Source organism: Curtobacterium sp. VKM Ac-2922 (assembly GCF_022815645.1).
Classification (GTDB): Bacteria; Actinomycetota; Actinomycetes; order Actinomycetales; family Microbacteriaceae; genus Curtobacterium.
Map to the genome: position 1 here is coordinate 126,276 of NZ_JALGRO010000001.1, position 26,710 is coordinate 152,985.

The window sequence follows — 26,710 nt, forward strand, 5'->3', positions numbered from 1 at the left end:
GACTCGACGACGTACCGAAGGAGAACCACCGTGATCAGTGATGTCATGACCGAAGCCACCGAGAAGATGGCGAAGGCGGTCGACGTCGCGAAGGACGACTTCGCCACCGTGCGCACCGGCCGCATCAACGCCGCGCTCTTCCAGAAGATCCCCGTGGACTACTACGGTTCGCCGACGCCGCTCGCTCAGCTGGCCTCGCTCCAGACGCCCGAAGCCCGCACGCTCATCGTGACGCCGTACGACAAGACGGCACTCAAGGAGATCGAGCGGTCGATCGCGACGTTCCCGAACCTCGGTGCCAGCCCGACGAACGACGGCGAGATCGTCCGGGTCACGATCCCCGAACTGACGCAGGACCGCCGCAAGGAGTTCGTCAAGCTCGTCCGCGGCAAGGGCGAGGACCACAAGGTCGTCATCCGCAACATCCGTCGCAAGGCCAAGGACGACCTCGAAGCGCTCAAGGGCGAGATCTCCGACGACGAGATCGCGCGCAGCGACAAGGACCTCGAGACCCTGACCAAGAAGCACGTCGACCTGATCGACGACGCGCTGAAGAAGAAGGAAGCCGAACTCCTCGAGGTCTGATGCCGCGTCGTGACGAGGGCGCAGACCGCCCGACAGCAGATGAGCCCCGACCGGCGACGAAGGGCCTGAGGCACGACTTCGACGCCCGGGCGCGCGCGGCCCGGTCCGACTTCGAAGCGCAGCTTCGGCAGCGTCGTGCGTCGTTCGACGCTCGCCGGGCGTCCTTCGACGCGCGGAACGAGGCGCTGACGGCGCGCACCGGACGCAACCTGCCGGCAGCCATCGCGATCGCCCTGGCGTTCGCCGTGGTGATGCTCGGCTCGCTGCTGATCTGGCCGCCGTCGTTCATGGTCGTCGCGGCGTTCCTGATCGGGTTCGGCGTGTGGGAACTCGCCGGAGCGATGCGGTTCGCCGGCCGTGACGTCCCGCGCATCCCCAGCGTGGCGACCGCCATCGCGATGGTCCCCGCCGCCTTCCTGGGCGGTCAGGCCACGGCGCTGTTCACGATCCTGGGCGGCATCGTGCTGATCAGTGTCTGGCGGCTCGTCGAGGTCGCGGTCGCCCGACCGCGTCCCTCTGCGGGCAACGTCGTGCGCGACCTGACGAACGGCCTGTTCGTGCAGGCCTACGTCACGTTGCTCGGCGCCTGCGTGGTGCTGCTCGCCCCGCTCGAACGCGGCAACCTGTGGGTCATCGGGTTCGTCCTGGTCGTCGTCGCCGTGGACACCGGTGCGTACGCCACGGGGCTCAACCTCGGCAAGCACCCCATGGCGCCCCGGATCAGCCCCAAGAAGACCTGGGAGGGCTTCGCCGGATCGGTCGCCGCGAGCATCGTGATGGGCATCCTGGTGTCGTGGCTCATGCTCGGCCAGCCCTGGTGGTTCGGCATCGTCCTGGGGGTCCTGATCTCCGGCTCCGCCACGCTCGGCGACCTGACCGAGTCGATGATCAAGCGCGACCTGGGGATCAAGGACATCTCGTCCTTCCTGCCCGGACACGGGGGTCTGCTCGACCGGATGGACAGCATCCTGCCGTCCGCCGCCGTCGCCTACCTGCTCTACCTCATCGTCAACCACTGACCCCCGCTGAGCGGCCGCGCGGGGTCGGCCCCGCGCGTCCAGCTGGTACCGGGGGAGTGTCCTGGCAGAATGACGCCGTGCCCACGACGTTCCCGACAGCTCCCCGCTCGGTCCTCGGCTACGACATCGACGAGGTCGAGCGTTTCCTCGAGGACGCCCGTCGCGCCTACACGGCGAACGACAGCGCTCCGGGGATCGAAGCCGCCAAGATCCGCGCGACCGCCTTCTCGATGAAGAAGGGCGGGTACTCGACGCAGCACGTCGACGCCGCGCTCGAACGACTCGAGGACGCCTTCGCCACGCGCGAGCGTGAACGCGAGATCGCCGAGTCCGGCCAGAAGACCTGGTACGCCGAGGCGCGCACGAAGGCCTCGGACGTCGTGGCACGGCTCGAGCGCCCGGACGGCCAGCGCTTCCACCGCGTGAACGTCCTGGCCACCGGGTACCACCCGAAGGACGTCGACGCGTTCGCGAAGCGCCTGGGCGGGTACTTCCGCGACGGCAAGCCGCTCAGCCTGACCGAGGTCCGGTCGATCGTGTTCCGGCCGAAGCACGGCGGGTACCGCGAGGCCCAGGTCGACGCGCTGCTCGACGCGGTCGTCGAAGTCATGCTCGCCGTCCGCTAGCCAGCTCGGTCGAGCCCGCGGGACGGGCTCGGATCGCGACCCGCCGCGACGCGCTGGGTGGATGCGCTTCGCTTTCCGTGATCGTTCCGTTATCCTGGTCGAACTCATGGGCAGGCACACGGCAGACATTCGATCCGACCGCGCATCCCGGCAGCAGTTCGACCACCCCGTGGTCAGCGAGCGCCGCGCGGCACAGAACCGAATCCGCACCGCGGACACCTCGGTTGCTCCGGCGAACGCACCGACCCCGGCGACAGCCCCGGTCGCGACGCCGGTCCCCACCCCGATCGCGCCGAAGTCGGTGGCGGCCAACCGCGTCAGCCCCCAGATCGCGCACGCGGTCCCGGCGACGCCGACCGACGGCCGCATCGTGCGGCAGCGCCGTGCCTCCGTCGCGCGTGCGGCCTCCCGTCCCGCGTCGACGCACCCGACGACGCTCAACGGCTTCATGCGCCGCCGCGCCACCATCCCCGCGCTGTCGTTCTTCGCGGTGTCGCTCATGGCGGGCGGGTCGCTCTTCAACCCGCTGCAGGCCGACGTCGCACAGGCGGCCGTCACGACCCCGGTGCTGACCAAGGCACCCCCGGCAGCGCCGCAGCAGTACTCCGCGCACGGCACCTACGCCTCGTTCGACGTGACGCGCGACAGCTACGACATCACCAAGCCCGCACCGAAGGTCGTCGCACCCGCCCCGACCCCGACGGCCGACGCCACCACGAGCACCTCGACCACGTCGAAGACCGCCGTCACCCCGTCGAACACCATCGCGCCGACTGCCGCCACGCCGGACCCGGGCAGCGCCCAGGCCATCGCCCAGCAGCTCGTCGCGGCCCGCGGCTGGGGCAGCGACCAGTACAGCTGCCTCGTCTCCCTGTGGAACAAGGAGTCGGGCTGGCGTGTGAACGCCTACAACCCGAGTGGCGCGTACGGCATCCCGCAGGCGCTGCCCGGCAGCAAGATGGCCTCGGCCGGCGCTGACTGGCAGACGAACCCGGCGACGCAGATCACCTGGGGCCTGAACTACATCTCCGGTGTCTACGGCACCCCGTGTGGTGCCTGGGGTCACAGCCAGTCCTTCAACTGGTACTGATCGGCGGTCCCGCAGGTGCCGCGCAGCAACCGACCGCGGCGGCCTCGGGTCGACCGGCAGATCGATGACGTCGAGGAACCCTTCGGCCTCGATCGTCTGATGAGCGGCTGGAAGCGCACCGAGGTCCGACGCGGCCGCGAGTACGCGGTCCAGCCGATCTCGACCGCCTCGGCGCAGAAGGAGTACGTCTGCCCGGGGTGTGGCGGCACCATCCTGCCCGGGGTCGCGCACGTGGTGGTCTGGCGGATCGACGGCGTCCTCGGCGACGCGGCCGACCTGGCGTCTCGCCGGCACTGGCACAACCACTGCTGGAGGACCGCATGAGCGATCCACACGACACCATCGCGGCAGACGACACCGAGATCCGGTCCGGCACGGTGCTGCCGGCGCGGCGCACGGACATCGAGCTGGTCACCGACGACCACCTCGTGCTGGTAGGGGAGCTCGCGGAACCGGCGGAGCGGCCGGCCCGCGGCACGATCGTCACCCTGCACCCTCTGCCCACCGCACACGGGTTCATGGACTCCCACGTGCTCAAGAAGGCCGCGTCACGCCTGCCGGCCCTGGCCGACATCGCCGTCCTGCGCTTCAACTTCCGCTCCGTGACGTCGCCGCGCGGCACGTCCGAGGGCACCTTCGGTGACGGCGTGTCCGAGGGGTTCGACCTGCGCGCCGCCGTGGCCGAGATCACGCACCGGCAGCTGCCGACCCCGTGGCTGGTCGGGTGGTCCTTCGGCACCGAGGTCGTCCTCAAGCACGCGCTCGAGCACGTCGGATCGGGCGCGGTGGCGGGCGTGGTCCTGCTCTCGCCGCCGCTGCACCGCACCACCGACGACGAACTGGCACGGTGGGCCGCGGTCGACGTCCCGGTCATCGCCCTGGTCCCCGAGCACGACGACTTCCTGCGGCCGGACGAGGCAGCCCGCCGCTTCGCCGTCGCGCCGAACGTCCGGGTGGTGCCGGTCGAGGGGGCGAAACACCTCTGGGTGGGCGAGCGGTACGTCCGCATCGTCCTCGATGCGATGGCGGACCTGGTCGTCCCCGGCATCGCGCCCCTGCCGACGCACTGGGCTGGCTGACCGGCGCCCCGGCGGCCCGGCGCCTGTCACGTCAGCCGCAAGCACCGAGCAGCGAGCAGCGAGCCGCGTGGCACCGGTCAGGAGGCGCGGCATGCGCCCCCTGGACCGGCTGCGGTCAGCGGTCGGCCGGTCCGGACTCGGCCGGTGCGTCGTCGACGATCCCCGCGGCGTGCGACAGGACGCCGCGCAGGTTCTCGAGGTAGCCCGCCACCGCGTCGCGTTCGGTGCGGATGGTGGCGAGTCGGTCCTCGGCGTCGGCGATCTCGGCGGCGGTGCGTGCTTCGGCTTCGGCGACGATCCGGTGCGCCCGCTCGTTCGCGTCGGCGAGGACGGTGCGTGCACGTGCCTCGGCTTCGGCGGTGCTGGTGCGCTCGAGGTCGTTCGCCTCGTGCTGCAGCCGCTCGGCACGTTCGCGGGCCTCGGCGGCGCGGCGGGTGGCCTCGGCGAGCTGCAGGTTCGCTTCGTCCAGGTACTTCTGCGTCTCGGTCACGGTCTCGTGGTGCTTCCGCAGGTACTCCTGCTCGGCGTCGTCACGGCGGTTCGCCAGTTCGGACTCGAGCGTGGTGCGGGCTTCGTCGCGGTCGCGGGCGAGTTCGGCGCGGACCTCGTCGCGCTCCTTGGCCAGGTCGGCCCGGGCGGTGTCGATCTCCTGCCGCAGGGCGGTGCGCTCGGCCTGCAGGTCGTCGAGCTCGGCGCTGCGCCGCTCGGCGATCTCGGTGTCGACCTCGGCGTGCTCGCGTTCGCGACGTGCGGCGAGTTCGGCCTCGTGGTCCTGTGCGGCGCGCTCCGCCGCTGCGAGTGCCTCGGCCCGCTCGCGCTCGATGCGCGCGACGTGCTCGTCGGTCTCGCGGGCGATCCGGTCCTCGGTCTCCTGCACCAGACGGGCGTTCTCGGCGGCCGTCTGCTCCTGGTCGACACGCAGCTGGGCGCGGGCGGCGTCGAGCTCCTGGGCCAGTGCGACCCGGGCGGATGCGAGTTCGCGGTCCCACTCGGCTCGCGCGGCGGCGAGCTCTTCGTCGTGGACGCGGCGTCGGTCGGCGAGTTCGGCGGCCAGGTCGGCGCGACGTCCGTCCACCTCGGCGGCCAGGTCGGCGCGCCCGGTGGCGATCTCGAGTTCGAGCGCGCGGAGCCCCTCGGTGCGCTCGTGTTCCCACGCGGCGCGGCCCTCGGTGACCTCGCGCTCGAGGGCGGCGCGGCGGTTCTGTTCGTCGCGGTCCAGGTCCTCGAGTCGGCGGGCGTGGTCGGCTTCGAAGACGCTGCGACGGTGCTCGGTCTCGCGGTCGAGGTCGGCCGCCGCGCGACGGGCCTCGGCCGCTTCACGCTGGGTGAGCTCGCGGAGCTCGGCGACCTCGCGCTCGACCGCAGCGCGCAGCGCGTCGGTCTCGCGGATGGCGATCGAGCGGACCTCGGCGGCCTCGGTCACCGCGGCCCCGCGGATCGCAGCGGCCTCGTTGTGGGCGTCCTGCGTGCGCATGCCGGCCTCGGAGCGGGCGCGCTCGACGGTGTCGGCCGACTCGGCGCGGGCGCGGGCGAGTTCGTTCGTGGCGCGGGTGCGGGCGTCCTCCAGGGTCTCCTGGGCCTCGGTCCGGGCTTCGCGCAGGGTGCGGTCGGCCTCGGCGCGACTCGAGGCACGCAGGCGCTGGGCGTCGATGTCGGCCTGGCTGATCAGCCGGGTGGACTGCTCTTCGGCGACACGCAGGGTGGACTCGAGGCGTGTCCCGAGTCCGCTGTACGTGGGCGTGCCGGCTTCGTCGAGCTCGCCCTGCATGTCGGCGACGCGCGTCTGCAGGAGACGGATCTCCTTCGCGGCCTCGGCGCGGTCGTTGTTCGACTTGATGAGCTCGCGGCGCAGGTCGTTCAGGGCACGCTCGACCTCGTCCTTGCGGTAGCCCCGCAGTTCGACCCCGAACTCTGCCTCGTCGTTCGCCACGTGTCGCTCCCGCTGGTCCCGCCGGACGACCCCGTGCCGCCCGCGCGTCGATTGTAGTGGTGCCGCACCGAGCACGTCTGAGGCGCTGGACAGCGGGCGGGGATGCGCTGTCCAGCGTCCCTCGCGTACCCTGGGGCGTTGGTTCGCGCGCCGATTCCCCCACCCCGGCGCAGAGGGAGAGAGATCCGTGCGATTCGTCCTGGCGATCGTCGCCTTCGTCATCGGGCTGCTGCTGGTCGGCCTCGGTGTGGCTCAGCGGACCGTGTTCGCTCCACCGTCCTCGATCGTCGCGCAGACGTCCACGACCTCGACGGCACCGGTCACCGTCATCCCGGGCACCGTGCTCAACGCCAACCCCGGGTACCAGCGCATCAACATCGCCGACTCCGGCGCGTTCGCGGCGTACGGCAAGACCAGCGACGTCAAGGCCTGGGTCGGTGACGCCGAGCACGAGACGCTGCGCTACGACGCCGAGACCTCGAAGCTCGTCGAGAAGCAGACCGGCAGTGAGTCCTCCGTGCCGGACCCGCGCGGCAGCGACCTCTGGTACCAGGAGTGGGACGGCGCGGGACAGTTCACCGTGCGGTTGCCCCAGGACGTGTCGATGGTCATCGTCGGCAAGGACGGTTCCACCGCGGCGCCTGCCGTGTCCGTCACCTGGCCGCGGGACACCGCCACGCCGTCGGTCGGCCCGCTGATGACCGCCGGTGGAGTGTTCGTGCTGGGCGGCATCGTGTTGCTCGTCTGGGCGTTCCTGCACCAGCGTCGGTCCCGCGGTCCGCGTCGTCGCAGCGGTGGCACCCGTCCGCCGCGCGTGCGTGCCTCGCGCCGCGCCGCTGCCGCCGGTGCGCAGGTCCCGACCAAGTCGCGTCGCGGCCGTCGCTCGCTCGTCGCCCTCCCGGTGGTCGTCGTCGCAGCCCTCTCGCTCGCCGGGTGCTCGTCCGAGTACTGGCCGCAGGGTGGAGCGGACGCCGCGGCGACCGCCACCCCCACGGCCACGGCGACGGGTGCCGCGCAGCAGGCCGAGCCCACCGCGGCCACCCGGCAGCAGATCAACCGTGTCGTCACGCGCGTCGCCGAGGTCGCCACCAAGGCCGACGCCGACAAGGACGCCACGCTCGCAGCGACCCGGTTCACCGGTCCGGCACTCGAACTCCGCAAGGCCAACTACACGATCCGCGGCAAGGACCAGGACGTCCAGGCCCCGCCGGCGATCTCGGCGTCTGACATCTCGGTCTCGCTCCCGCAGCAGACCGACTCGTGGCCCCGGACGGTGTTCGTCGTCGCGTCCGACCCCGACGACCAGAAGACCGCCCCCCAGGCGCTCACACTGGTGCAGGAGTCCGCGCGTGACGACTACAAGGTCATGTACGACGTCTCGCTCGAGGCCGACGCCAAGCTGCCCTCGGTGGCACCGGTGTCGATCGGCGCGGCACAGCTGGCGTCGGACACCAAGCTGCTGGCGCTCGCGCCGGACCAGGTCGGCACCGCTTACGGCGACATCCTGTCCAAGGACGCCGACAGCGAGTACGCCAAGCTGTTCCAGTCCGACGGCGACGACCTGCGCGCCAAGATCGGCAAGGACTACAAGGACAAGAAGTCCGCGGGCCTGCCCGACACCGCCAAGATCGAGTACTCGTCCGAGTCGCCCGACGACTCCGCGATCGCGTTGGCGACGAACGGTGCCGGCGCGCTGGTGTCGGTCGACCTCAACGAGATCGAGAAGGTCACGCCGACCGCCGACGGTGCCGAGGTGAACACCGAGGGTGCCGTCAAGGCGCTGTCCGGTGTCGACTCCAGCAAGAAGGGCGTCAGCGCCACCTACGGCGTGCAGCTGCTCTTCTCCGTTCCGGCCGTCGGGTCGGACGACAAGATAGTCCTGCTCGGGTTCACGCAGGGCCTGACCGCAGCAAGTGAGGTGCAATGAGCAACGTCCCCCCGACCCCGTCCGGCCTCCGCGGCGCCGTCGACCTGTCCTCCCTGGTCGACCGTGCGCAGCGCCCGGCACCGCAGCAGCCGACAGCATCCGGGACCCCCGGCACGTCCGGGACCCCCGGCGTGACCGGTGGTGACACCGGGGCAGCACTGACCGTCCCGTCGCTCGTGATCGACGTCACCGACCAGAGCTTCCAGGACGTCCTCGAGCTCTCCACCGTCGTCCCCGTCATCGTGGACATCTGGGCCGAGTGGTGCGGCCCGTGCAAGCAGCTCTCGCCGATCCTCGAGCAGCTCACCGCCGAGTACGACGGCCGTGTCGTCCTGGCCAAGGTCGACGCCGACACGAACCCGCAGCTCGTGCAGGCGTTCCAGGCGCAGTCGATCCCGACCGTGGCAGCGCTGATCGGCGGACGCCCGCTCGGACTGTTCGTCGGCGCACTGCCCGAGGCGCAGGTCCGCGACGTCTTCGAGCAGGTGCTGCAGGCCGCCGAGCAGAACGGTGTGTCCGGCCGCGTGAGCGTCGACGGCGCGGACGCTCCGGTCGACACCGCCGAGCAGGGCGAGCCGGAGCCCGAGCCGCTCCCGCCGCACCACCAGGCGGCGTACGACGCGATCGAGCAGGGCGACTACGCCACCGCGATCCAGGAGTACACCACGGCGATCGCGCAGGACCCGCACGACCAGATGGCCGTCGCGGGTCTGGCGCAGGTGTCGTTGCTCGACCGGCTGAACGGCCGGACGGCGGACGACATCCGCGCGGCGGCGGGCAACGACCCGGCCGACGTGCCGGCACAGCTGGCCGTGGCCGACCTGGACATCAGCGGCGGGCACGTCGAGGACGCGTTCGGTCGTCTGCTCGACCTGGTGCCGACGGTGTTCGGCGAGGACCGCGAAGCGCTGCGCGTCCGGCTCGTCGAGTACTTCGAGCTCATCGGTGCCGAGGACCCGCGCGTCGTCGCGGCCCGACGTCGCCTGGCGAACGCCCTGTACTAGCAGGGACACGAGACGGACAGGAGGCCCGGTGCCAGCTGGCACCGGGCCTCCTGTCCGTCTGTCATCACCGCGAAAGCGACAGAACGCCCCGGACCTTCCGCGGTGAACTGTCGCTTCCGCGATGAAGAGCGGAAGGACTACCGCTCGAGCCGCAGCCAGACGGCGCCGAGTGGCGGCACCACCAGGTGCGCCGAGGCGGGTCGACCGGCCCACGGGGTGTCCTCGGCGGTGACGACGCCCAGGTTGCCGACACCGGACCCGCCGTACTCTGCGGCGTCGGTGTTGAGGACCTCGGTCCACGTACCGGCCAGGGGCAGCCCGAACCGTCGCTCGACGGGCACGCCGGAGAAGTTCACGAACACCGCCAGGCGCTCGTCACCCGCCTTCCGCAGGAACCCGATCGTCGAGTGCGGTGCGTCGCCGCCCTCGATCCACTCGAAGCCCTCGGCGGTGGCGTCGAAAGTCCACAGCGCGGGGGTGTCCTTGTACACGCGGTTGAGCTCGGCTACCAGCCGCTGCACCCCGTTGTGTCCGGGGTCGTCCGACTGCCACCAGTCCAGCCCACGCTCTTCGGACCACTCCGAGACCTGCGCGAACTCCTGGCCCATGAACAGCAGCTGCTTGCCGGGGTGCGCCCACATGAAGGACAGGTACGCACGGACGTTGGCGAGTTTCTGCCACTCGTCGCCGGGCATCTTGCCGTAGAGCGAGCCCTTGCCGTGCACGACCTCGTCGTGGCTGATCGGCAGCGTGAACTGCTCGCTGAACGCGTACACGAACGAGAACGTCAGCTCGTCGTGGTGGTACGCGCGGTACGCCGGGTCGCGCTGCACGTACTCGAGCGAGTCGTGCATCCAGCCCATGTTCCACTTCTGCCCGAAGCCCAGACCGCCCGCGTTGGTCGGCTGGGTGACGCCGGGCCACGAGGTGCTCTCCTCGGCGATCATGACGATGCCGGGGTAGCGCTTGTACGCGGTGGCGTTGGTCTCCTGTAGGAACGAGACGGCGTCCAGGTTCTCGCGTCCGCCGTGGATGTTCGGCAGCCAGTCGGTGCGCGAGTAGTCCAGGTACAGGATCGAGGCCACGGCATCGACCCGCAGGCCGTCGATGTGGAACTCCTCCATCCAGTACAGCGCGTTCGCGACCAGGAAGTTGCGGACCTGCGGCTGCCCGAAGTCGAACACGTAGGTGCCCCAGTCGAGCTGCTCGCCGCGGCGGGGGTCCGGGTGCTCGAACAGCGCGTGGCCGTCGAACCTGCCCAGTGCCCACTCGTCCTTGGGGAAGTGCCCGGGGACCCAGTCCATGATCACGCCGATGCCCGCGGAGTGCAGACGGTCGATCAGGTAGCGCAGGTCGTCGGGCGAGCCGTAGCGCGAGGTCGGGGCGTAGTAGCCGGTGACCTGGTAGCCCCACGAGCCGCCGAAGGGGTGCTCGGACAGTGGCAGGAACTCGATGTGCGTGAAGCCGAGGTACTGCACGTGGCCGATGAGCTGGTCGGCGACCTCGCGGTAGCTCAGCCCCGGCCGCCACGAGCCGAGGTGCACCTCGTACACGCTCATCGGCTGGTCGTGGGTGGTCGTCTCGGCGCGCTGCTGCATCCAGGCGGCATCCCCCTCGGACCAGGTGTAGTCCGAGCTGGTGATGACCGAGGCGGTCAGCGGCGGCACCTCGGCACGGCGTGCGAACGGGTCCGCGCGTTCGACCCAGCCGCTGTCGGTCAGGATCTGGAACTTGTAGCGCTGGCCGTCGAGCGCCCCGGGCACGAACAGCTCCCAGACGCCCAGCTCGTTCAGGCGACGCATCGCGGTGGTGCGGCCCTCCCAGCCCTCGAAGTCGCCGATCACGCGCACGGCGGTCGCCCGCGGTGCCCAGACGGCGAACGCGACGCCGTCGACGTCGTCGAGGGTGGTGACGTGTGCCCCCAGGTGGTTCCAGAGCTGCTCGTCACGGCCCTCACCGAACAGGTGCAGGTCGAGTTCACCCAGGGACGGCGCGAACCGGTACGCGTCGTCGGTGGTCCAGGTGGCGTCGTCCGAGTCGGTGGAGTCGTCGAAGTCGTAGTCGGCTTCGACCCGGTAGCGGCCGAGCGTGTCCGCGGTGGCGCCGGCCCACAGGCCGTCGCCCTCGTGGGACAACTCGATGTCGTCGCCGTCGGGCCGGACCAGACGGACGGCCTTCGCCAGGTGTCGGACGACACGCACGCTGGTGCCGCCGTCGACGGGGTGCGGGCCGAGGACGTCGTGCGGTTGCGACCAGCGGGCCTCGGCGACCTGCTGCCGCAGCCACTCCTCGACGGGGGCGGGACGCGGTTCCACGGTCGGACGGGAGGCCCGGGTCGGCTCCGGCGCGTCGGCGGGCGCACCCGGGGCGGTCGCGTCGGCCGGCACGCTGGCTGCGGTCGGCACGCTGGCTGCGGTCGGCACGCTGGCTGCGGTCGGCACTGCGGGCGCGGTCGGTGCTGCGGTGTCGGGCAGCGGCGTGGAGCCGCCCGCCAGGGTCTCCGACTCGGTCACGCCGCGGTCGGGCGCCTCACGCTTCGGCAGCCGCGCGCCGGGCATGTCCTCGCCCGGCGCGGAGACCTTCGGCTCGGTGCGGGGCGCAGCGGCAGGATCGGCCACGGGGCGCGACGGCACCGGTCGCGGGACGGCTGCGGCGGGACGAGCAGGCACGGGCGGAGGCGGCGGCTGGACCGGCGGCACGCTCGGCCCCTGCCCGCGGTCCCGGGGAGTGGTCCGGTCGGCCTCGTTGGGGTCGGTGGTCATCGGTGTGGTCCTTCCACGACGAGCAGGTGCACGGGCTCCTGGAAGGCATCCAGGCGCACGTAGTTGGACGATCCCCACACCCAGCGCTGCCCGGTCACGACGTCGCGGACGTCGAACGCCTGCTCCGGGTCGAGTCCGAGGGCGGTGAGGTCGAGGTGCACGGTCGTCTCACGGGCGGAGTGGGGGTCGACGTTCGCGACGACGATCACGGTGTCGTCGCGACCGGAGCGGATGAACCGTCCGGGCAGGTGCTTGGAGTAGACGACGATCGCGCCGTCCTCGGCGTCGTGCACGTGCAGGTTGCGGAGCTGGCGGAGCGCGGGGTGCGCGGACCGGAAGCGGTTCAGCATCGTGACGTACGGCGCCAGGCTGGCACCCTCGGCTTCGGCCAGCGCGAAGTCGCGCGGCTTGTACTCGAACTTCTCGTTGTCGATGTTCTCCTCGGACCCCGGGCGGGCGACGTCCTCGAAGAGCTCGTAGCCGGAGTACATGCCCCACGTCGGCGCACCCGTCGCGGCGAGCGCTGCCCGGACCTTGTAGCCGGCGCGGCCGCCGAACTGCAGGAACTCGGTCAGGATGTCCGGCGTGTTCACGAACAGGTTCGGGCGGAGGTAGTCGCTCGTCTCGTGGCTGAGCTCCTCGAAGTAGTCGGCGATCTCGTCCTTCGTGTTGCGCCAGGTGAAGTACGAGTACGACTGCTGGAACCCGGCCTCGGCCAGGGCGCGCATCATCGCCGGGCGGGTGAAGGCCTCGGCCAGGAACACCGTGTCGGGGTGCTCGTCGCGGATCTCGCGGATGACCCGCTCCCAGAACCACAGCGGCTTGGTGTGCGGGTTGTCCACGCGGAAGATCCGGATGCCGAACGCGATCCAGTGCTCCAGTACACGCTCGACCTCGGCGACCAGGCCCTCGGGGTCGGTGTCGAACTGGATCGGGTAGATGTCCTGGTACAGCTTCGGCGGGTTCTCGGCCGTGGCGATGGACCCGTCGGCGCGCACGGTGAACCACTCCGGGTGCTCGGTGACCCAGGGGTGGTCGGGGGAGCACTGCAGCGCGAAGTCGAGCGCGACCTCCATCCCGGCGTTCTTCGCCGTCTCGACGAAGTCGCGGAAGTCGTCCTCGGTGCCCAGGTCGGGGTGGATCGCGTCGTGCCCACCGGCCTCGGAGCCGATCGCCCACGGGCTGCCCGGGTCGTTCGGCCCGGCGTCGAGGGTGTTGTTCGGCCCCTTGCGTGCGGTGTGCCCGATCGGGTGGATCGGCGGCAGGTAGACGACGTCGAAGCCCATCCGGGCGACGCCGGGCAGGCGACGCGCGGCGGTGCGGAAGTCGCCGCTCTTCCACGACCCGTCCGGGTTCCGCTTGGCGCCCTCGCTGCGCGGGAAGAACTCGTACCAGGCGCCGACGCCCGCGCGGGTGCGCTCGACGTCGAGGAGCTGGACGGGGGAGTGGGTGCGGAGCGAGGTGAGCGGCGCTTCCTCGACCTCGGCGGCGATGCGCGGGTCGTCGACCGCGGCCAGACGCTCGGCCGGGTCGAGGTCCTGGTCGCGGACCCGGGCCGCAGCGCGGGTGGCCGCGGGGGAGTCGGTCTCGTCGGCGAGTCGGTCCAGCAGCGCAGCACCGTCGAGCAGGGTCGCCTGCACGTCGACGCCCGCGGCGACCTTGAGCCGCGCGCCACGCAGCCAGGTCGTCCAGTCGTCGGAGTACGCCTCGACGTGCCAGGTCCAGACGCCGACGTGGTCGACCTGCACGGTCGCCTCGTAGCGGTCGGTCCCCGGTGCGACGAGGGTGAGCGGTACGGTCCTGGTCCCTCCGTCCGGCCGCTCCAGCACGACGTCGGCGCCGATCACGCCGTGCCCCTCGCGGAAGACGGTCGCGCCGAACGTGATCACCTCGCCGTCGAAGGCCTTGCCCGGGAAGCCGTTGGGCGTCCGGGGGCTGAGTTCGGTGATCGGGATGCGCCCGATCTTCGGACGCCGGGGTCGGTCTGCGGTGGCCACGGAGCAGACGCTACCCGGCCGGGCCCGCTCTGTTCCCCGGAACTGCCGGACGGTCCGGGCGTGGCGGAGACGAGCCGGGCCTCCAGGCGGTGTCCGAGTCGTGGTGTGGCGGGCTGTCAGACGATGTCGAAGACGTGGATGCCGGGGCCGTACGCGGTGAACACGGTGCCGGCGGGACGCAGCCGCTCGTGGTCGCGGTGCTTCTCGCTGGACCAGGCCAGCCGGTACGCGGTGACGTCGTCGGGAGCGGGCAGGGTCAGGTCGCGGGTGCGGCCGCTGCCGTGCACGACGACCAGTACCCGGTCGTCGGACTCGTCCTGGTCGTGGGGCGTCGACGCGACGGACCACTGCACGACCCGGTGCAGCGGCTGGTCCCACCACTCGCCGGTCATCGGGCCGCCGTCGGGGCCGTACCAGCGCATCCGCGACGCACCTGGCGTTGTCTGCCCGTCGACGCCGTAGCGGTCGGGCCGGAGTGCCGGGTGGGCCGCACGCAGGCGGGTCAGCGCGGCGACGGTCTCGGTCATCGACTCGGCGTCCTCGTCGCCCGACCAGTCGACCGGCGTCAGGTCCTCGGTCACGACGTAGGCGTTGTTGTTGCCGTGCTGGGTGCGGCTGCGCTCGTCGCCCGCGGTGAGCATCGGCACGCCCGCCGACAGGAACAGCGTGCCGAGCAGGTTCCGCATCGAGCGACCGCGTGCCGCACGCACCCCGCGGTCCTCGGTGGCGCCCTCGATGCCGTGGTTGAACGAGCGGTTGTCGTTCGAGCCGTCGCGGTCGTCCTCGCCGTTCGCGTGGTTGTGCTTGCGGTCGTACGCGGTCAGGTCGTGCAGCGTGAAGCCGTCGTGCGCGGTGACGAAGTTGACGCTCGACAGCGGACCGCGGTCGGCGCCGAACACGTGACGCGAGCCGGTCAGGGCCCCGGCGAGCGCCCCGATCCCGGCGCCGGGGACCCCGGAACGGCGTTCCTCGGCGATGTCGGTGAGCCAGAACTGGCGGACCGTGTTGCGGAAACCGTCGTTCCACTCGCTGGAGCGGGCGCCGAACTGGCCCGTCCGCCACCCGTCGGGTCCGACGTCCCACGGTTCGGCGACGACCAGCACGTCCTGCAGGTCCGGGTCGGTGCGGATCCGGTCGAGCACGGGGTGCGCCGGGTCGAACGCGTGGTCGCCGTTGCGGGCCAGGGACGCCATCAGGTCGAAGCGGAAGCCGTCGACCTGCATCTCGCGTGCCCAGTAGCGCAGGCTGTCGAGCACCAGGTCCGCCGTCGCCTCGACCGAGGTGTCGAGCGTGTTGCCGCAGCCGGTCGTGTCGAAGTACGTGTCGTCCGCCGCCCAGCGGTACCGGTTCGTGCCGTCGATCCCGCGCAGTGACGACGTCGGACCGCCCAGGCCCTCTTCGGCGGTGTGGTTGTAGACGACGTCCAGGACCACCTGGATGCCGGCCTCGTGCAGCAGCCGGACCATGCCCTTGAACTCGCGCAGCACCGCCTGCGCGCCGGCCTGGCGTGCGGGTTCCGACGCGTACGCGGCGTGCGGGGCGAAGAACCCGAGCGTGTTGTAGCCCCACGCGTTCTCGCGCCCGGCCTGCTGCAGCCAGTGCTCGGAGTCGAACGCCTGGACCGGCAGCAGCTGGATCGTGGTGACGCCGATGCGCTGCAGGTGCCGGATGGTGCTGTCGTGGGCGACCCCCGCGTACGTGCCGCGCAGGTGCTCCGGCACGGCGGGGTTCGCGCTGGTCAGGGTGCGGACGTTCGCCTCGTAGACGACCGCGTGCTCGAGGGGCACCACGGGCTTGGTCGATTCGCCCCAGTCGAAGGCGTCGTCCACGACCACGCTGGTCCACCGTGCCGACGACCCGCGGACGATGCCACGCGCGTACGGGTCGAGCAGCGGACGCTCGGCATCGAAACCGTGCCGCGGACCGGTCGGCCCGTCGACCAGCAGGTGGTAGGTGTCGCCCAGCTGCACGTCGTCGAGCGAACCGGTCCACAGGTCCGTGTCCGGCAGCTGCTCGAGCGCCACGGACCCCCGCCCGTCGACGACGAGCGTGGCAGCCGTCGCCGAGGCGCTGCGCATCGTGAACCGCGCACCGCCGTCGACCAGGCGCAGCCCCTGGGCGGTGTCGATCGCGGTCTCCTGCATCTGCCCAGGGTACGAGACGACGCGACTATCCTGGGAACGCACCAGAAAGGGGTCCCCGTGCCGGTCTACCTCGACCACGCAGCGACCACGCCGATCCTGCCCGAGGCGCTCGCCGCCTTCACCGACGCGATGGCCACCGTCGGCAACCCCTCGTCGATCCACAGCGCCGGGCAGCGCGCCAAGATGCTGCTCGAAGACGGCCGCGCCCGCGTCGCCGCATCGCTCGACGCCGAACCCGTCGAGGTCGTCTTCACCTCGGGCGGCACCGAGAGCATCAACCTGGCGATCAAGGGCCTGTACTGGGCCCGGCAGCAGGACCGGCCCCGGCCGCGCATCGTCGTGGCAGCGGGGGAGCACCACGCGACGGTGGACACGGTCGACTGGCTCGAGCGCCACGACGGCGCGGTCGTCGACGTGGTGCCGTTGGACGCGCTGGGTCGCGTCGACCTGGCCGGACTGGAGGCCCGACTCGCTTCCGCCGACGACGTCGCCCTGGTCACGTTCCTGTGGGCCAACAACGAGGTCGGCACCATCCAGCCCGTCACCGCGATCACGGCGCTGGCGCATGCGGCCGGCGTGCCGGTGCACGCCGACGCCGTCGCCGCCTACGGGCAGGTCCCGGTGTCGTTCCGCGAATCGGGCCTCGACGCGCTGAGCGTCTCCGCGCACAAGATCGGTGGGCCGGTGGGCATCGGTGCGCTCGTACTCGGTCGCACTGCCACGGTCGAGCCGCTCATCCACGGTGGTGGGCAGCAGCGTCAGGTCCGCAGCGGCACCCAGGACGCCCCCGCCGCGATCGCGTTCGGGGTTGCAGCGGCTGCTCCGCACGTGTCCGTCCGGGCGCTGCGCGATCGTCTGGTCGCCGGGGTGCTGGATGCCGTGCCCTCGGCCGAGCTGCGCGGCGACCCGGTCGACCGACTGCCGGGCAACGCCCACTTCACGTTCCCCGGGTGCGAGGGCGACTCGCTGCTGTTCCTGCTCGACGCGGCCGGGGTCGCGGTGTCGACCGGCTCGGCGTGCCAGGCCGGCGTCCCCGAGGCGTCGCACGTGCTGCTCGCGATGGGGTTGTCCGAGGAGCAGGCCCGCGGGGCGCTCCGCATCACGCTCGGGCAGACGTCCACCGACGCGGACGTCGATGCGTTCCTGGCCGCGCTGCCCGACGCCGTGGCACGGGCGGGTGCTGCGGGGATGGCGTCCCGCGAGCCGCTGCTGGGTCGGTAGTGCGGGTCCTTCCATGCGGATGCTCCTGACGTCGAACGGCATCACGACCGATGCCATCCGCGATGCACTCGTCGGCCTGCTGGGCAAGCCCGTCGCCGAGTCGCGCGTCGTCGTGGTGATCGACGCGATCCTCGGGTTCCCCGGGGACAGCTCCACGCTGGTCGACCACCTGGGGGCGCTGCGTGCGCTGCCGTGGGCCGAGTTCGACGTCGCGTCGTTGTTCGCCGGGCCGCCGGCGCTCGTCGCGTCACGGCTGCGGGCGGCCGACGTGGTCCTCGGGTACGGCGGCAGCAACCTGTGGGCGGCGCACACCTGGCACGCGAGCGGTCTCGCGCCGGTGCTGGCGGAGGTCCTCGACCAGCAGGTCTACGTCGGTTGGAGTGCGGGTTCGATGGTCTTCGCCCGCCAGCTCGGCCAGTGGCCCGTGGCCTTCGACGACCAGGACGAGCTGAACCTGTTCGGGCTCACCAGCGTCGCGCCCGCCGTTCCCCTGTTCGATTGGTTCTTCGCCGGCCACCTGGGGGCCGACTGGATGCCCGCGGACGCCGAGGAGCGGTTCGCTCGGGGCGCGGCACGGTCGGGGCAACCGGTCTGGTTCGTCGACGACGACTCGGCGCTGCTGATCCGCGACCCGTCCGCGGCGCCGGTCGTCATCGGCGACGGGCACTGGCGGCACTTCGGTGCGGACGGGGCGCTCCTGGCGTCGCGCTGACCGGACACCCGTGCTCAGGATTGCCATGCTGACCGCTCTCGGCCCGGCCGCCGACGCCTGACCGGTCGACCTGCGAAGCTGGGGACATGTCATGGCCACGAGCGGACGACCTGCACACGGAACGTGTCTCGCTGGAACCGCTCACCGAGCAGCACGCGAGCGAGATGGTGACCGCTCTGGCCGCCGAGGAGCTGTACCGCTTCACGGGCGGGGGACCGCCCACGCTCATCGAGCTCGAGGAGCGCTACCGCCGCCAGTCGCGAGGTCAGTCCGAGGACGGAACGGCGGGATGGATGAACTGGATCATCCGACCCGTCGCCGGCGGGCCGGCGATCGGTTTCGTCCAGGCGACGCTCGCCCGGCAGGGTCCGGCCCTCGACGCTGACCTTGCGTGGCTGGTGACGGTGTCTGAACAGGGCCGCGGTCTCGCCGTGGAAGCCACAGCTGCCGTCGTGAGGTGGTTGACCTCGATCGGTGTCGGGCGCGTGCGTGCCTTCATCCGCCCCGACCACACCGCGTCCCAGCGTGTGGCCGAGCGGCTCGGGCTCGTGCCGACGTCGACGCACGTGGACGGCGAGGTCCTCTGGTCCGCCGACACGTCGTCCACGACTGATCGACCGGGGGTGGTCCGAGAGCTGGCTCCGCACTGGTCGTTGTCCAGGCGCCCTGCGTGACATGTGTCACGGAGGATCGTGACAACCGGGCACGTCCGCTCACGGACCGGCGGCACTTGACTGATCAGGCCCGCTGCGCACGTCCGCGCGGCCCGACCGGAACGAGCACCATGCGGAAGCCCCTGCGCATCACCCTGATCACCATCGGCGCGCTGGTGGCGATCCCGGTGCTGGCGCTCGCCACGACCTCGGTCGTCAACGTGGTCGCCACGCACCGCGAGGCGTCGGAGATCACCGACTACGGCCAGCGGGTCGAGGTGGACGGCAAACGGATGAACGTCGTCGTCCGCGGGTCCGGCGCGCAGACCGTGGTGCTCCTGCCCGGGCTGGGCACGGCGGCGCCCGGGCTGGACTTCGCGCCGCTGATGGACCAGCTCGACCGGACCTACCGTGTCGTCGCCGTCGAGCCGTTCGGGACCGGACTGAGCGACCAGACCGACGTCCCGCGGACCGCTGCCAACATCACCCGCGAGGTGCACGAGGCACTGCACCGGCTCGGGGTCGACCGCTACGTGCTGATGGGTCACTCGATCGCCGGCATCTACGCGCTCGAGTACACGAAGGACTACCGGGACGAGGTGACCGCGTTCGTCGGGATCGACAGCAGTGTGCCGCGGCAGGCGAGCTGGGACGAGCCGATCCCGACCGGTACCATCGTCGCCGCCGACCGACTCGGGCTGCTGCGGATCGCGAACGCATCGGCACCCGACACGCTCGGCGATGCCTACGACGCCCGGACGAAGCGGCAGATGCGGCTGCTGACCGGCAAGAACGGTGCGGCACCCACGCTCATCGACGAGATGCGTCGCACCCCGCAGAACTTCCGTTCGGCCGAGGACCGCACCTTCCCCGCCGACCTGCCCGTGCTGCTGTTCGTGCGGACCAACGACAACGACGTGCCGAACTGGGTCGCACTGCACGACCGTCAGGCGGCGAGTGTCGAGCACGGTGCAGTGATCGGCATGGTCGGCGACCACTACCTGCACCACACCCTGTCGGCGCAGATCGCCAGGGACACCGTCGCCCGTCTCGCTACCCTGGGCGTGTGACGCTCCCCGGGCACGCGCGGCCCCGCGCCGACATCGACGTCCGCGTCGTCCGCTGGTCGTCGATCGCGTCGCTCTGGCTCGTCGTGGTCGTCGGCGGCGGCGTGCAGTTGCTCGTCGGCACGGACGGAGCGCCCTCGTCGCGGACCCCGGTCCTCGTGGTGCTCTCGGTCGTCGCCGTGGTTGCCGCGACGGTGACGATCCCGCTGCTCATCCGCCCGGCCGGGGAGGCCTCGGTCCGTCATCCCGCCGTCCAGGCCCTGGTGCTGACCTCCCTCGCCGTCTGGATCGTGTCGATCGTACCGCCGTCCCGGGGATCGGCGTGGTCGTTCACGTTGGCCATCGCCGGTGGGACGGCCGCCTGCCTGCTGCGCGGGTGGGGACGCGTCGTGCTCCTCGCCGGCACGGTCGTCCTGCTCGTCGTCATGACCGATGCGGATGCACCGCCCGGGGACCTGGTCCTCGTCGGGACCCTGGTGCTCTTCACCCTGATGCCGCTCAGCGTGGTGTGGATCCACCGCGTGGTCCTCCGGCTCGAAGCCGCCCGCCGGACGGCATCCGACCTCGCGGTCGCCGAGGAACGACTCCGGTTCGCGACGGACCTGCACGACATCCAGGGCCACCACCTGCAGATCATCGCGCTGAAGAGCGAACTCGCGGAACGGCTGGTGCTCGCCGAGCCCGACCGCGCCCGCGCCGAGCTCGGAGACATCCGGTCCGCGGCACGGGCCGCACTCGATGACACGCGCGCGCTCGTGCACGACTACCGGACCGTGACCGTCGCCGCCGAGGTCCGGAACGCGGCGTCGGTGCTGCGGTCAGCGGGTATCGACTGCTCGGTACAGATCGTGACCACCGGCATGACCGATGCGATTGGGGCCCTGTTCGCCGTCGCCATCCGCGAGGCCGCGACCAACACGATCCGGCACAGCCGGGCGACCACTGCTGCGATCGAGCTCCGACGGGTCGACGACGCGTGGCGGCTGACGGTGTGGAACGACGCGCCGATCACCGCCGGCCGTCGCGAGAGCGGCATCGCGGGCCTCCGCCAGCGCATCGCGCCGCACAGCGGCACGGTGGAGACCACCCGAACCGACGACCGGTTCACCCTGGTGGTCCGGATCCCCGCAGGCGCCGAGTCGGAGGTCCGACCGTGATCCGGATCGTGATCGCGGACGACGAGGAACTCATCCGTGGAGCGCTGGTCGCGCTGCTCGGCCTGGAACCCGACCTGGAGGTCGTGGCTGAGGTCGCGGACGGAGCTGCGGCTGTCGCCGCCACGCTTTCATGCCAGCCCGACGTGGTCCTGCTGGACCTGGAGATGCCGGTGATGGACGGGATCGAGGCGGCGCGGTCGTTGGCCGCATCCTCGACCGGAGCGCCGGTCCGCACCGTGATCGTCACCCGACACGCCCGACCCGGGACCCTCAAGCGCGCGCTCGCCGCCGGCGTGCGTGGTTTCGTCCCGAAGTCGACGCCCGCCGCGCGCCTCGCGCAGATCATCCGCGACGTCGCTGCCGACGTGCGGTACATCGACGCCGGTCTGGCGGCGGCCGCGCTGACCGAGGACGAGAGCCCGCTCACTCCGCGCGAGGCCGACGTCCTGCGACTGACCCGCGACGGACTGGCCACCAAGCTGATCGCACGGGAACTCTCCCTCGCGCACGGCACCGTCCGGAACCACCTGTCGTCCGCGATCGCGAAGCTGCACCGTGACGACCGTCGTGCTGCCGCACAGGTGGCCTGGGACCGCGGCTGGATCTGAGCTCGGACCGCCCAGGCGGCGGCGGATCGAGCCGGAGCGACTCCGCACTCAGGCTGGTGCCACGCCAGGAGTGGACCTCAGGGGGCGAACGGCGTCAGACAGAACGGATGCCCCGCGGGGTCGAGCATGACGACCCACCGGGTGTCCGGCTGATCGGGAGCCACGACCGCGCCGCACGCTTCCGCATGCTCGCGGAGCGCGCCCAGGGCATCCCGCTCGCACGTCAGGTCGAGATGCACGATGGACGTTCCGGGCCACACCGGACGACGGTAGGGCGACACCCGCTGGGCCACGAGGGACCAGCTGCCGGCGGTCACTCCGGCGGCGCTGTCCGTGACCCAGTCGACCCGGCCGCCCAGGAGTCGGGCGTAGAAGGCCGACAGCTCGCGGTGGTCCTCGCAGTCGATCGAGACCCCAGCGACGCGAGCGCTGGCCACTGCTCCGCTCATGGGAGCGAGCGTACGCACTCAGTCCGCGCGGTCGCCGCGGCGACCGCGTCGTCGCAGTGTTCGGCGGACTGCGAACAGCGCAGCACCACCCGCAACCGTGGCGACACCGCCGAACGCGACCGCGCTCGTCGACCCAACGCCGTAGTTGGACCACGGGAGCCCGAGCGACCACTGGGCCACCGGGCCGACCAGGAGCATCGCGCCGGCTGGTGCGACGACGACGACCACGGCCGTGCCGCCGCTCCAGGCTGGGTGCCGGATCACCGCGATGCTCGCTGCTGTCGCGGTGGCGAGTGCGCCGTACACCCAGGAACTGCCGGACATCCGCCAGCCGTCGTACGCGAACCAGTCCTGCACCCCGCGAACGGTCCGCGCCCACGCATGCGGTCCTGCGCTGCCGTGTGTCGACGAGATGACGGGCAACGGCCACCCGACGACGGCCAGCAGACCCGCGAGTGCGCTCACCACCCCGAGGACGACGATCACCGTCCGCCGGCGGACGACGGGCTCGCCGTCGAGGTCCGGGATGCTCACGCGGAGGACAGTACCCGGCAGGCACGCAGGAGCTGGCGCTCGGCGTCTGTCGCTGGGGAACGAGGCCTGCGTCAACCGCACCGCGGCGTCTCGTGTCGCTTCGAGCGCGTCGTCGTCGGTCGCCGTCGCGCCCTGGGCTGCGATGAGCGCCGCACGGAGCCGCAGCGGCGAGCGCTAGCGACAGGGACGGGGACAGCGAGGTCGTCACGTCCGGATCTGCGCTCGTATCGTTGGGCGATGGACCTCGAGCACGTCTGGCCGCTGTACGGACTCCGCCTCGTCACGCCGCGGCTGGAACTGCGGCCGCTGCGCGACGACGACCTGCCCGGGCTCGTCGATGCGGCGCTGTCCGGCGTGCACGATCGGGCGCGCATGCCGTTCGGTGTCCCGTGGACGGATGCGGAACCCGCGGTGATGGCTCGATCGATGGCGCAGTACCACTGGAAGATGCGGGCCGAGGTGACCCGCGACTCGTGGGGTGTGGGCTTCGCCGTGCTCCGTGACCGGACACCCATCGGGGTGCAGGAGCTGCACGCTCGTCGGTTCGCCACACGCAAGACCATCGACAGCGGGTCGTGGTTGTCGCTCGCACACCAGGGCCAGGGACTCGGGACCGAGATGCGCGCGGCACTGCTGCTGTTCGCGTTCGACCAGCTCGGGGCCTCGTGGGCGGAGTCGAGCGCGGCCGCATGGAACGAGGCGTCCCTTGCGGTGTCCGCGAAGCTCGGGTACCAGCGCAACGGCGTCACCCGTTCGCAGACCCGTGCCGACGAGGTCGTGGACGAGGTCCGGGTCCGTCTGCGCCGCGATGACTTCGTGCGGCCGAGCTGGAACCTGGTGACCGAAGGTGCGGCAGCAGCCATCGAGCAGCTGCACCAGGTCGGGTAGCTTCACCGCATGCAGTCGTTCGCGTCGCCCCGCGGCGGCACCCGCACGTACCGCCGCACCGGGCACGGAACGCCGTTGGTGTGCGTGCCGGGCGGTCCGCTCCTGTCGGCGGAGTACCTGGGCGACCTCGGCGGGCTGGCCCGGTACGCCGAACTCGTCCTGTTCAACCCGCCCGGGTCCCTGCCGGATGACGACACCCAGGCCGCGGACCTGCGGTGTGACCGCATCGTCGACGACCTCGAGGCGCTCCGGCAGCACCTGGGGGTGGACCGGGTCGCGCTGCTCGGGCACTCGGCCGGCGCGAACATCGTGCTGCGCTACGCCGAGCGGTTCGGGAAGCACGTCGACCGCCTGGTGCTCGTCACGCCGAGCACGCGTGCCGTCGGCCTCGACGTCGCCGACGACGAACGCTCCGCCGTCGCCCGGTCGCGCGCTGGGGAACCCTGGTACGACGCCGCTGCCGCGGCGCTCGCACGGATCCAGGCCGACCAGGCCAGGGACGACGACTGGGACGCCATCGCGCCGTTCAGCCACGGCCGGTGGGACGCTGCGGCAGCCGAGTACGACGCCGCGATGGACGCGGCCCGCAACCCGGCAGCGGCCGCTGCGTTCGGCGCTGCGGGCGCCTTCGATCCGCCGACCACCCGGGAGGCCCTGGCACAGTTGGACGTGCCGGTCACCGTCATCGCGGGTGCCGTCGACGTCGGCCTGCCGCGGCCCGTCATGCGGCAGTTCGTCGACCTGTTCCCGCGAGCGACCCTCGCGGTACAGGACGGCGCGGGCCACTTCCCCTGGGTCGACGACCCCGACGCCTTCGTCGAGCTCGCACGTTCGGCCCTCAGCCGATCGTGATCGGCTTGCTGTACCAACGGTCCGAGTACGGGTCCTCGTTGAAGGCGGCAACACGCTCGAAGCCGTGTCGCTCGTACATGGCGCAGGCCTCCGTCAGCGCAGCGCGGGTGTCCAGACGGAGCGTGCCGACGCCCCGTGCTCGGCATGCGTCTTCGGCGGCACGGAGCAGCTGAGCGCCGATGCCGCGTCCCCGATGCGTCGGCAGCGTGAAGACCTTCGTGAGTTCGGCCACGTCGCCGAGGAACCGGACGCCAGTGCAGCCGACGGGGTACCCGTCCTCGACCGCGACGAACAGGGTGCCGCTGGGGGCTCGCAGATCGTCGGAGGGCTCGTCTCGCAGGGCCTGCTCCACCTCGGCATCGGTGGCCGTTCGTCCGTGCCACCGCGACGCGACGTCGGCCAGGTACGCGCGGACGACCTCGGCCGCGACGGGGGAGTCCGGGGCAACGGTCTCGATCGTGTGCACCGGGGGAGCGTACGGGACCCGGCCGCAACGACGGGCACGCGACCTGCCGTCGACACGGTGTCCCCAGTCCGGGGCGCACCTGCTCCGGGCCCTGTCCCCAGTCCGGGGTTGACCCACTCCGAACCCTGTCCCCAGTCCGGGGACGGCCCCGGAACAACGGGCTGCTCCGCACGTACTGTCCTGATCGTTCCGGCCGGTCAGGGTCGGACCAGGGTCAGGGGAGCACACGATGGACATGCAGACGGATCCGGACGCGGTGCGGCCACGCACGGATGGACGCAGGGTCGTCGTCCGCGCCCACGCACGCCGACGCCTCGCCGTCGTCGTCACGGTGTCGGCGATCGTCGCCGCGGCGTTCAGCCCTGCGCCGGCGTTCGCCGCGAGCCCGACGACGACGGGCTCGCTCGACGGTGTCGTCGCCGGACCCGGGACCGTCACGGTCCGCGGGTGGGCGCTCGACCGCGCGAAGTCGAGCGCCTCGACCAGCGTCCGCGTCACCGTCGGGGGCGCCGTGGTCGGCACCGTCCCGGCCACGTCGGCCCGCGCCGACGTGAACCGCGTCATGCGCGTCAGCGGCGCCCACGGGTACAGCGCGACCCTGGTCACCGCGAAGACCGGCTCGCAGTCGGTCTGCGTCACGGCGCTGAGCGTGACCCGCGGTAAGGACGTCGCGCTCGGGTGCCGGACCGTCGTCGTCGGGGACCCGTCCCCGACGGGTTCGTTCGACAGCGTCGCCGCGACTCCGGGCACGGTGGTGGTCCGCGGGTGGGCACTCGACCCGAACACCCCGGCCGGTGCGACCGACGTGGCCGTCACCGTCGGCGGCACCCGGATCGGGACCGTGCACACCGACGTCGTCCGAGGCGACGTGAACCGGGTCCGCGGCGTGACCGGTAGCCACGGCTTCGCCGCCTCGCTCGCGACGACGAAGACCGGCGTCCAGTCGGTGTGTGTCGTCGGAGTGAACGCCGGCCCCGGGACCGACAAGCAGATCGGGTGCCGGTCGGTGACCGTCCCGGCCGCACAAACGGCCACGTCCCCGTCGCCCGCCCCGTCGACCACGCCCGCCCCGTCGACCACGCCTGCTCCGTCCCTCCCGACGACTCCGGTCAGCACCGCGGGGTCGGACCAGCGGGACGGCGGGACCATGCCGGCGGCGGCGTCGGGATGGACGCGCATCTTCGGCGAGGACTTCACGACACCGGCCGCGCCCGGGGCCTTCACGACGACCTACGGCGACCGCTTCATCGCCTACGACGGGTTCGGTGACACGAGCGGCGCCGGCATGTACCGACAGTCCGCGATGTCCGTCACCGACGGGGCGCTCGACATGCACATGTCCACCGACGCCACGGGACAGCCCACCGGCGCGGCGTTCATCCCGCTCGTCGACGGCCGGTGGGGCGGACAGACCAGCGGCCGGTACGACATCCGGCTCCGCGCCGACCCGGTCGCGGGCTACGGCCTCGCCGGACTGCTGTGGTCGGACACCAACACCTGGGACGACGGCGAGGTGGACTTCCCCGAGGGCGCCCTCGACGGCAGCGTCACGCTCGCGAACCACTGCCCCGGCGACCCGTCCGTCAACTGCCTGCACCGGGACATCGGGACGACGTTCTCCGCCTGGCACACCTACACGATCGTGTGGACGCCGACGAAGCTGGACTTCTTGGTCGACGGCGTGAGCGTGAGCTCGACGACGCAGAACATCCCCACGAAGCCGCTGCACCTCGTGCTGCAGGCGGCGACGGCCACCTCGCAGAAGCCGGCGAAGAACGCTTCCGGCGACGTGCAGGTCGCATGGGTGAGCATCTCCCGCGCCGCGTGACGGACCGTCGGCGCGTGGAAGACGGGGGTCGCGTCGACGTGACCGGCGTGACCGGACCGCACCGGGCCTCCCGTCCGGTCCGCGCGACCAGCGCACGCCGGTAGGATCGGGG

The 26,710-nt window shown here is 71.8% G+C and carries 24 protein-coding genes; 17 read left to right on the forward strand and 7 right to left on the reverse strand.

Features of this window, described 5'->3' with window-relative positions:
• Positions 1-30 precede the first annotated feature (30 nt).
• From frr to MT346_RS00600, 6 genes are all read left to right on the forward strand, one after another.
• Positions 31-585 (forward strand): ribosome recycling factor, encoded by a 555-nt coding sequence (frr, locus tag MT346_RS00575; protein ID WP_243560688.1) that lies wholly within the window; start codon positions 31-33, stop codon positions 583-585.
• The gene (locus MT346_RS00580; RefSeq protein WP_243560689.1) at positions 585-1,604 is read left to right on the forward strand and encodes a phosphatidate cytidylyltransferase; all 1,020 of its coding nucleotides are present in this window, start codon (positions 585-587) and stop codon (positions 1,602-1,604) included. The genes frr and MT346_RS00580 overlap by 1 nt, the downstream gene beginning before the upstream one ends.
• A 77-nt stretch (positions 1,605-1,681) precedes the next feature.
• The gene (locus MT346_RS00585; RefSeq protein WP_243560691.1) at positions 1,682-2,230 is read left to right on the forward strand and encodes a DivIVA domain-containing protein; all 549 of its coding nucleotides are present in this window, start codon (positions 1,682-1,684) and stop codon (positions 2,228-2,230) included.
• 106 nt (positions 2,231-2,336) lie between these two features.
• Positions 2,337-3,320: a transglycosylase SLT domain-containing protein gene (locus MT346_RS00590; RefSeq protein ID WP_374202492.1), complete on the forward strand. Its 984-nt coding sequence runs from the start codon at positions 2,337-2,339 to the stop codon at positions 3,318-3,320.
• Positions 3,321-3,335: 15 nt separating this feature from the next.
• Positions 3,336-3,644 (forward strand): hypothetical protein, encoded by a 309-nt coding sequence (locus MT346_RS00595; protein ID WP_374202493.1) that lies wholly within the window; start codon positions 3,336-3,338, stop codon positions 3,642-3,644.
• A complete protein-coding gene (locus MT346_RS00600; RefSeq protein ID WP_243560695.1) occupies positions 3,641-4,399 on the forward strand; it encodes an alpha/beta hydrolase in 759 nt (252 codons plus the stop codon). Before MT346_RS00595 ends, MT346_RS00600 begins: the two co-directional genes overlap by 4 nt.
• 115 nt (positions 4,400-4,514) lie before the next feature.
• Here the strand turns inward: MT346_RS00600 and MT346_RS00605 are convergent, their stop codons facing one another.
• Positions 4,515-6,329, reverse strand: a complete 1,815-nt coding sequence (locus MT346_RS00605) for a hypothetical protein (RefSeq protein ID WP_243560697.1) — start codon at positions 6,327-6,329, stop codon at positions 4,515-4,517.
• Between the two features lie 187 nt (positions 6,330-6,516).
• On the opposite strand from MT346_RS00605, the gene MT346_RS00610 reads away from it, so the two are divergent.
• Both MT346_RS00610 and MT346_RS00615 read left to right on the forward strand, forming a co-directional pair.
• A complete protein-coding gene (locus MT346_RS00610) occupies positions 6,517-8,256 on the forward strand; it encodes a hypothetical protein (protein ID WP_243560699.1) in 1,740 nt (579 codons plus the stop codon).
• The gene (locus MT346_RS00615; RefSeq protein WP_243560700.1) at positions 8,253-9,260 is read left to right on the forward strand and encodes a tetratricopeptide repeat protein; all 1,008 of its coding nucleotides are present in this window, start codon (positions 8,253-8,255) and stop codon (positions 9,258-9,260) included. The genes MT346_RS00610 and MT346_RS00615 overlap by 4 nt, the downstream gene beginning before the upstream one ends.
• Before the next feature lie 137 nt (positions 9,261-9,397).
• Here MT346_RS00615 and glgB read toward each other — a convergent pair whose 3' ends face one another.
• The 3 genes from glgB to MT346_RS00630 all read right to left on the reverse strand — a co-directional run bounded on the left by glgB (position 9,398) and on the right by MT346_RS00630 (position 16,163).
• On the reverse strand, positions 9,398-12,022 hold the full coding sequence (glgB, locus tag MT346_RS00620) for a 1,4-alpha-glucan branching protein GlgB (protein ID WP_243560702.1): 2,625 nt from the start codon (positions 12,020-12,022) through the stop codon (positions 9,398-9,400).
• The gene (locus MT346_RS00625; RefSeq protein WP_243560704.1) at positions 12,019-14,019 is read right to left on the reverse strand and encodes a maltotransferase domain-containing protein; all 2,001 of its coding nucleotides are present in this window, start codon (positions 14,017-14,019) and stop codon (positions 12,019-12,021) included. Before MT346_RS00625 ends, glgB begins: the two co-directional genes overlap by 4 nt.
• Before the next feature lie 116 nt (positions 14,020-14,135).
• Positions 14,136-16,163, reverse strand: coding sequence for a glycogen-debranching protein (locus tag MT346_RS00630; RefSeq protein ID WP_243560707.1), 2,028 nt, complete (start codon positions 16,161-16,163; stop codon positions 14,136-14,138).
• A 57-nt stretch (positions 16,164-16,220) separates the two neighbouring features.
• Here MT346_RS00630 and MT346_RS00635 point away from each other — a divergent pair, with 57 nt between their 5' ends.
• From MT346_RS00635 to MT346_RS00660, 6 genes are all read left to right on the forward strand, one after another.
• The gene (locus MT346_RS00635) at positions 16,221-17,384 is read left to right on the forward strand and encodes a cysteine desulfurase family protein (protein WP_243560709.1); all 1,164 of its coding nucleotides are present in this window, start codon (positions 16,221-16,223) and stop codon (positions 17,382-17,384) included.
• A 13-nt stretch (positions 17,385-17,397) separates the two neighbouring features.
• On the forward strand, positions 17,398-18,096 hold the full coding sequence (locus MT346_RS00640) for a Type 1 glutamine amidotransferase-like domain-containing protein (protein WP_243560710.1): 699 nt from the start codon (positions 17,398-17,400) through the stop codon (positions 18,094-18,096).
• An 86-nt stretch (positions 18,097-18,182) separates the two neighbouring features.
• On the forward strand, positions 18,183-18,770 hold the full coding sequence (locus MT346_RS00645; RefSeq protein ID WP_243560711.1) for a GNAT family N-acetyltransferase: 588 nt from the start codon (positions 18,183-18,185) through the stop codon (positions 18,768-18,770).
• Between the two features lie 110 nt (positions 18,771-18,880).
• The gene (locus tag MT346_RS00650) at positions 18,881-19,819 is read left to right on the forward strand and encodes an alpha/beta fold hydrolase (protein ID WP_243560712.1); all 939 of its coding nucleotides are present in this window, start codon (positions 18,881-18,883) and stop codon (positions 19,817-19,819) included.
• The gene (locus MT346_RS18285; protein WP_243560713.1) at positions 19,816-20,973 is read left to right on the forward strand and encodes a sensor histidine kinase; all 1,158 of its coding nucleotides are present in this window, start codon (positions 19,816-19,818) and stop codon (positions 20,971-20,973) included. The genes MT346_RS00650 and MT346_RS18285 overlap by 4 nt, the downstream gene beginning before the upstream one ends.
• Complete coding sequence (locus tag MT346_RS00660; RefSeq protein ID WP_243560715.1) at positions 20,970-21,581, forward strand: response regulator transcription factor; 612 nt, start codon at positions 20,970-20,972, stop codon at positions 21,579-21,581. Before MT346_RS18285 ends, MT346_RS00660 begins: the two co-directional genes overlap by 4 nt.
• A 77-nt stretch (positions 21,582-21,658) precedes the next feature.
• On the opposite strand, the gene MT346_RS00665 is transcribed toward MT346_RS00660, so the two are convergent.
• Complete coding sequence (locus MT346_RS00665; protein WP_243560717.1) at positions 21,659-22,030, reverse strand: VOC family protein; 372 nt, start codon at positions 22,028-22,030, stop codon at positions 21,659-21,661.
• Positions 22,031-22,048: 18 nt separating this feature from the next.
• Positions 22,049-22,564 carry a hypothetical protein gene (locus tag MT346_RS00670; RefSeq protein WP_243560719.1) on the reverse strand — a complete coding sequence of 172 codons (516 nt, stop codon included), beginning with the start codon at positions 22,562-22,564 and terminating at the stop codon, positions 22,049-22,051.
• A gap of 237 nt (positions 22,565-22,801) precedes the next feature.
• Between MT346_RS00670 and MT346_RS00675 the strand changes: the two genes are divergently transcribed.
• Both MT346_RS00675 and MT346_RS00680 read left to right on the forward strand, forming a co-directional pair.
• Complete coding sequence (locus tag MT346_RS00675; protein WP_243560721.1) at positions 22,802-23,452, forward strand: GNAT family N-acetyltransferase; 651 nt, start codon at positions 22,802-22,804, stop codon at positions 23,450-23,452.
• 9 nt (positions 23,453-23,461) lie between these two features.
• Positions 23,462-24,304, forward strand: coding sequence for an alpha/beta fold hydrolase (locus MT346_RS00680; protein ID WP_243560723.1), 843 nt, complete (start codon positions 23,462-23,464; stop codon positions 24,302-24,304).
• Here the strand turns inward: MT346_RS00680 and MT346_RS00685 are convergent.
• On the reverse strand, positions 24,291-24,770 hold the full coding sequence (locus MT346_RS00685) for a GNAT family N-acetyltransferase (protein ID WP_243560724.1): 480 nt from the start codon (positions 24,768-24,770) through the stop codon (positions 24,291-24,293). The genes MT346_RS00680 and MT346_RS00685 overlap by 14 nt on opposite strands.
• A gap of 229 nt (positions 24,771-24,999) precedes the next feature.
• Between MT346_RS00685 and MT346_RS00690 the strand changes: the two genes are divergently transcribed.
• Positions 25,000-26,598 carry a glycoside hydrolase family 16 protein gene (locus MT346_RS00690; protein ID WP_243560726.1) on the forward strand — a complete coding sequence of 533 codons (1,599 nt, stop codon included), beginning with the start codon at positions 25,000-25,002 and terminating at the stop codon, positions 26,596-26,598.
• Positions 26,599-26,710: the final 112 nt, after the last annotated feature.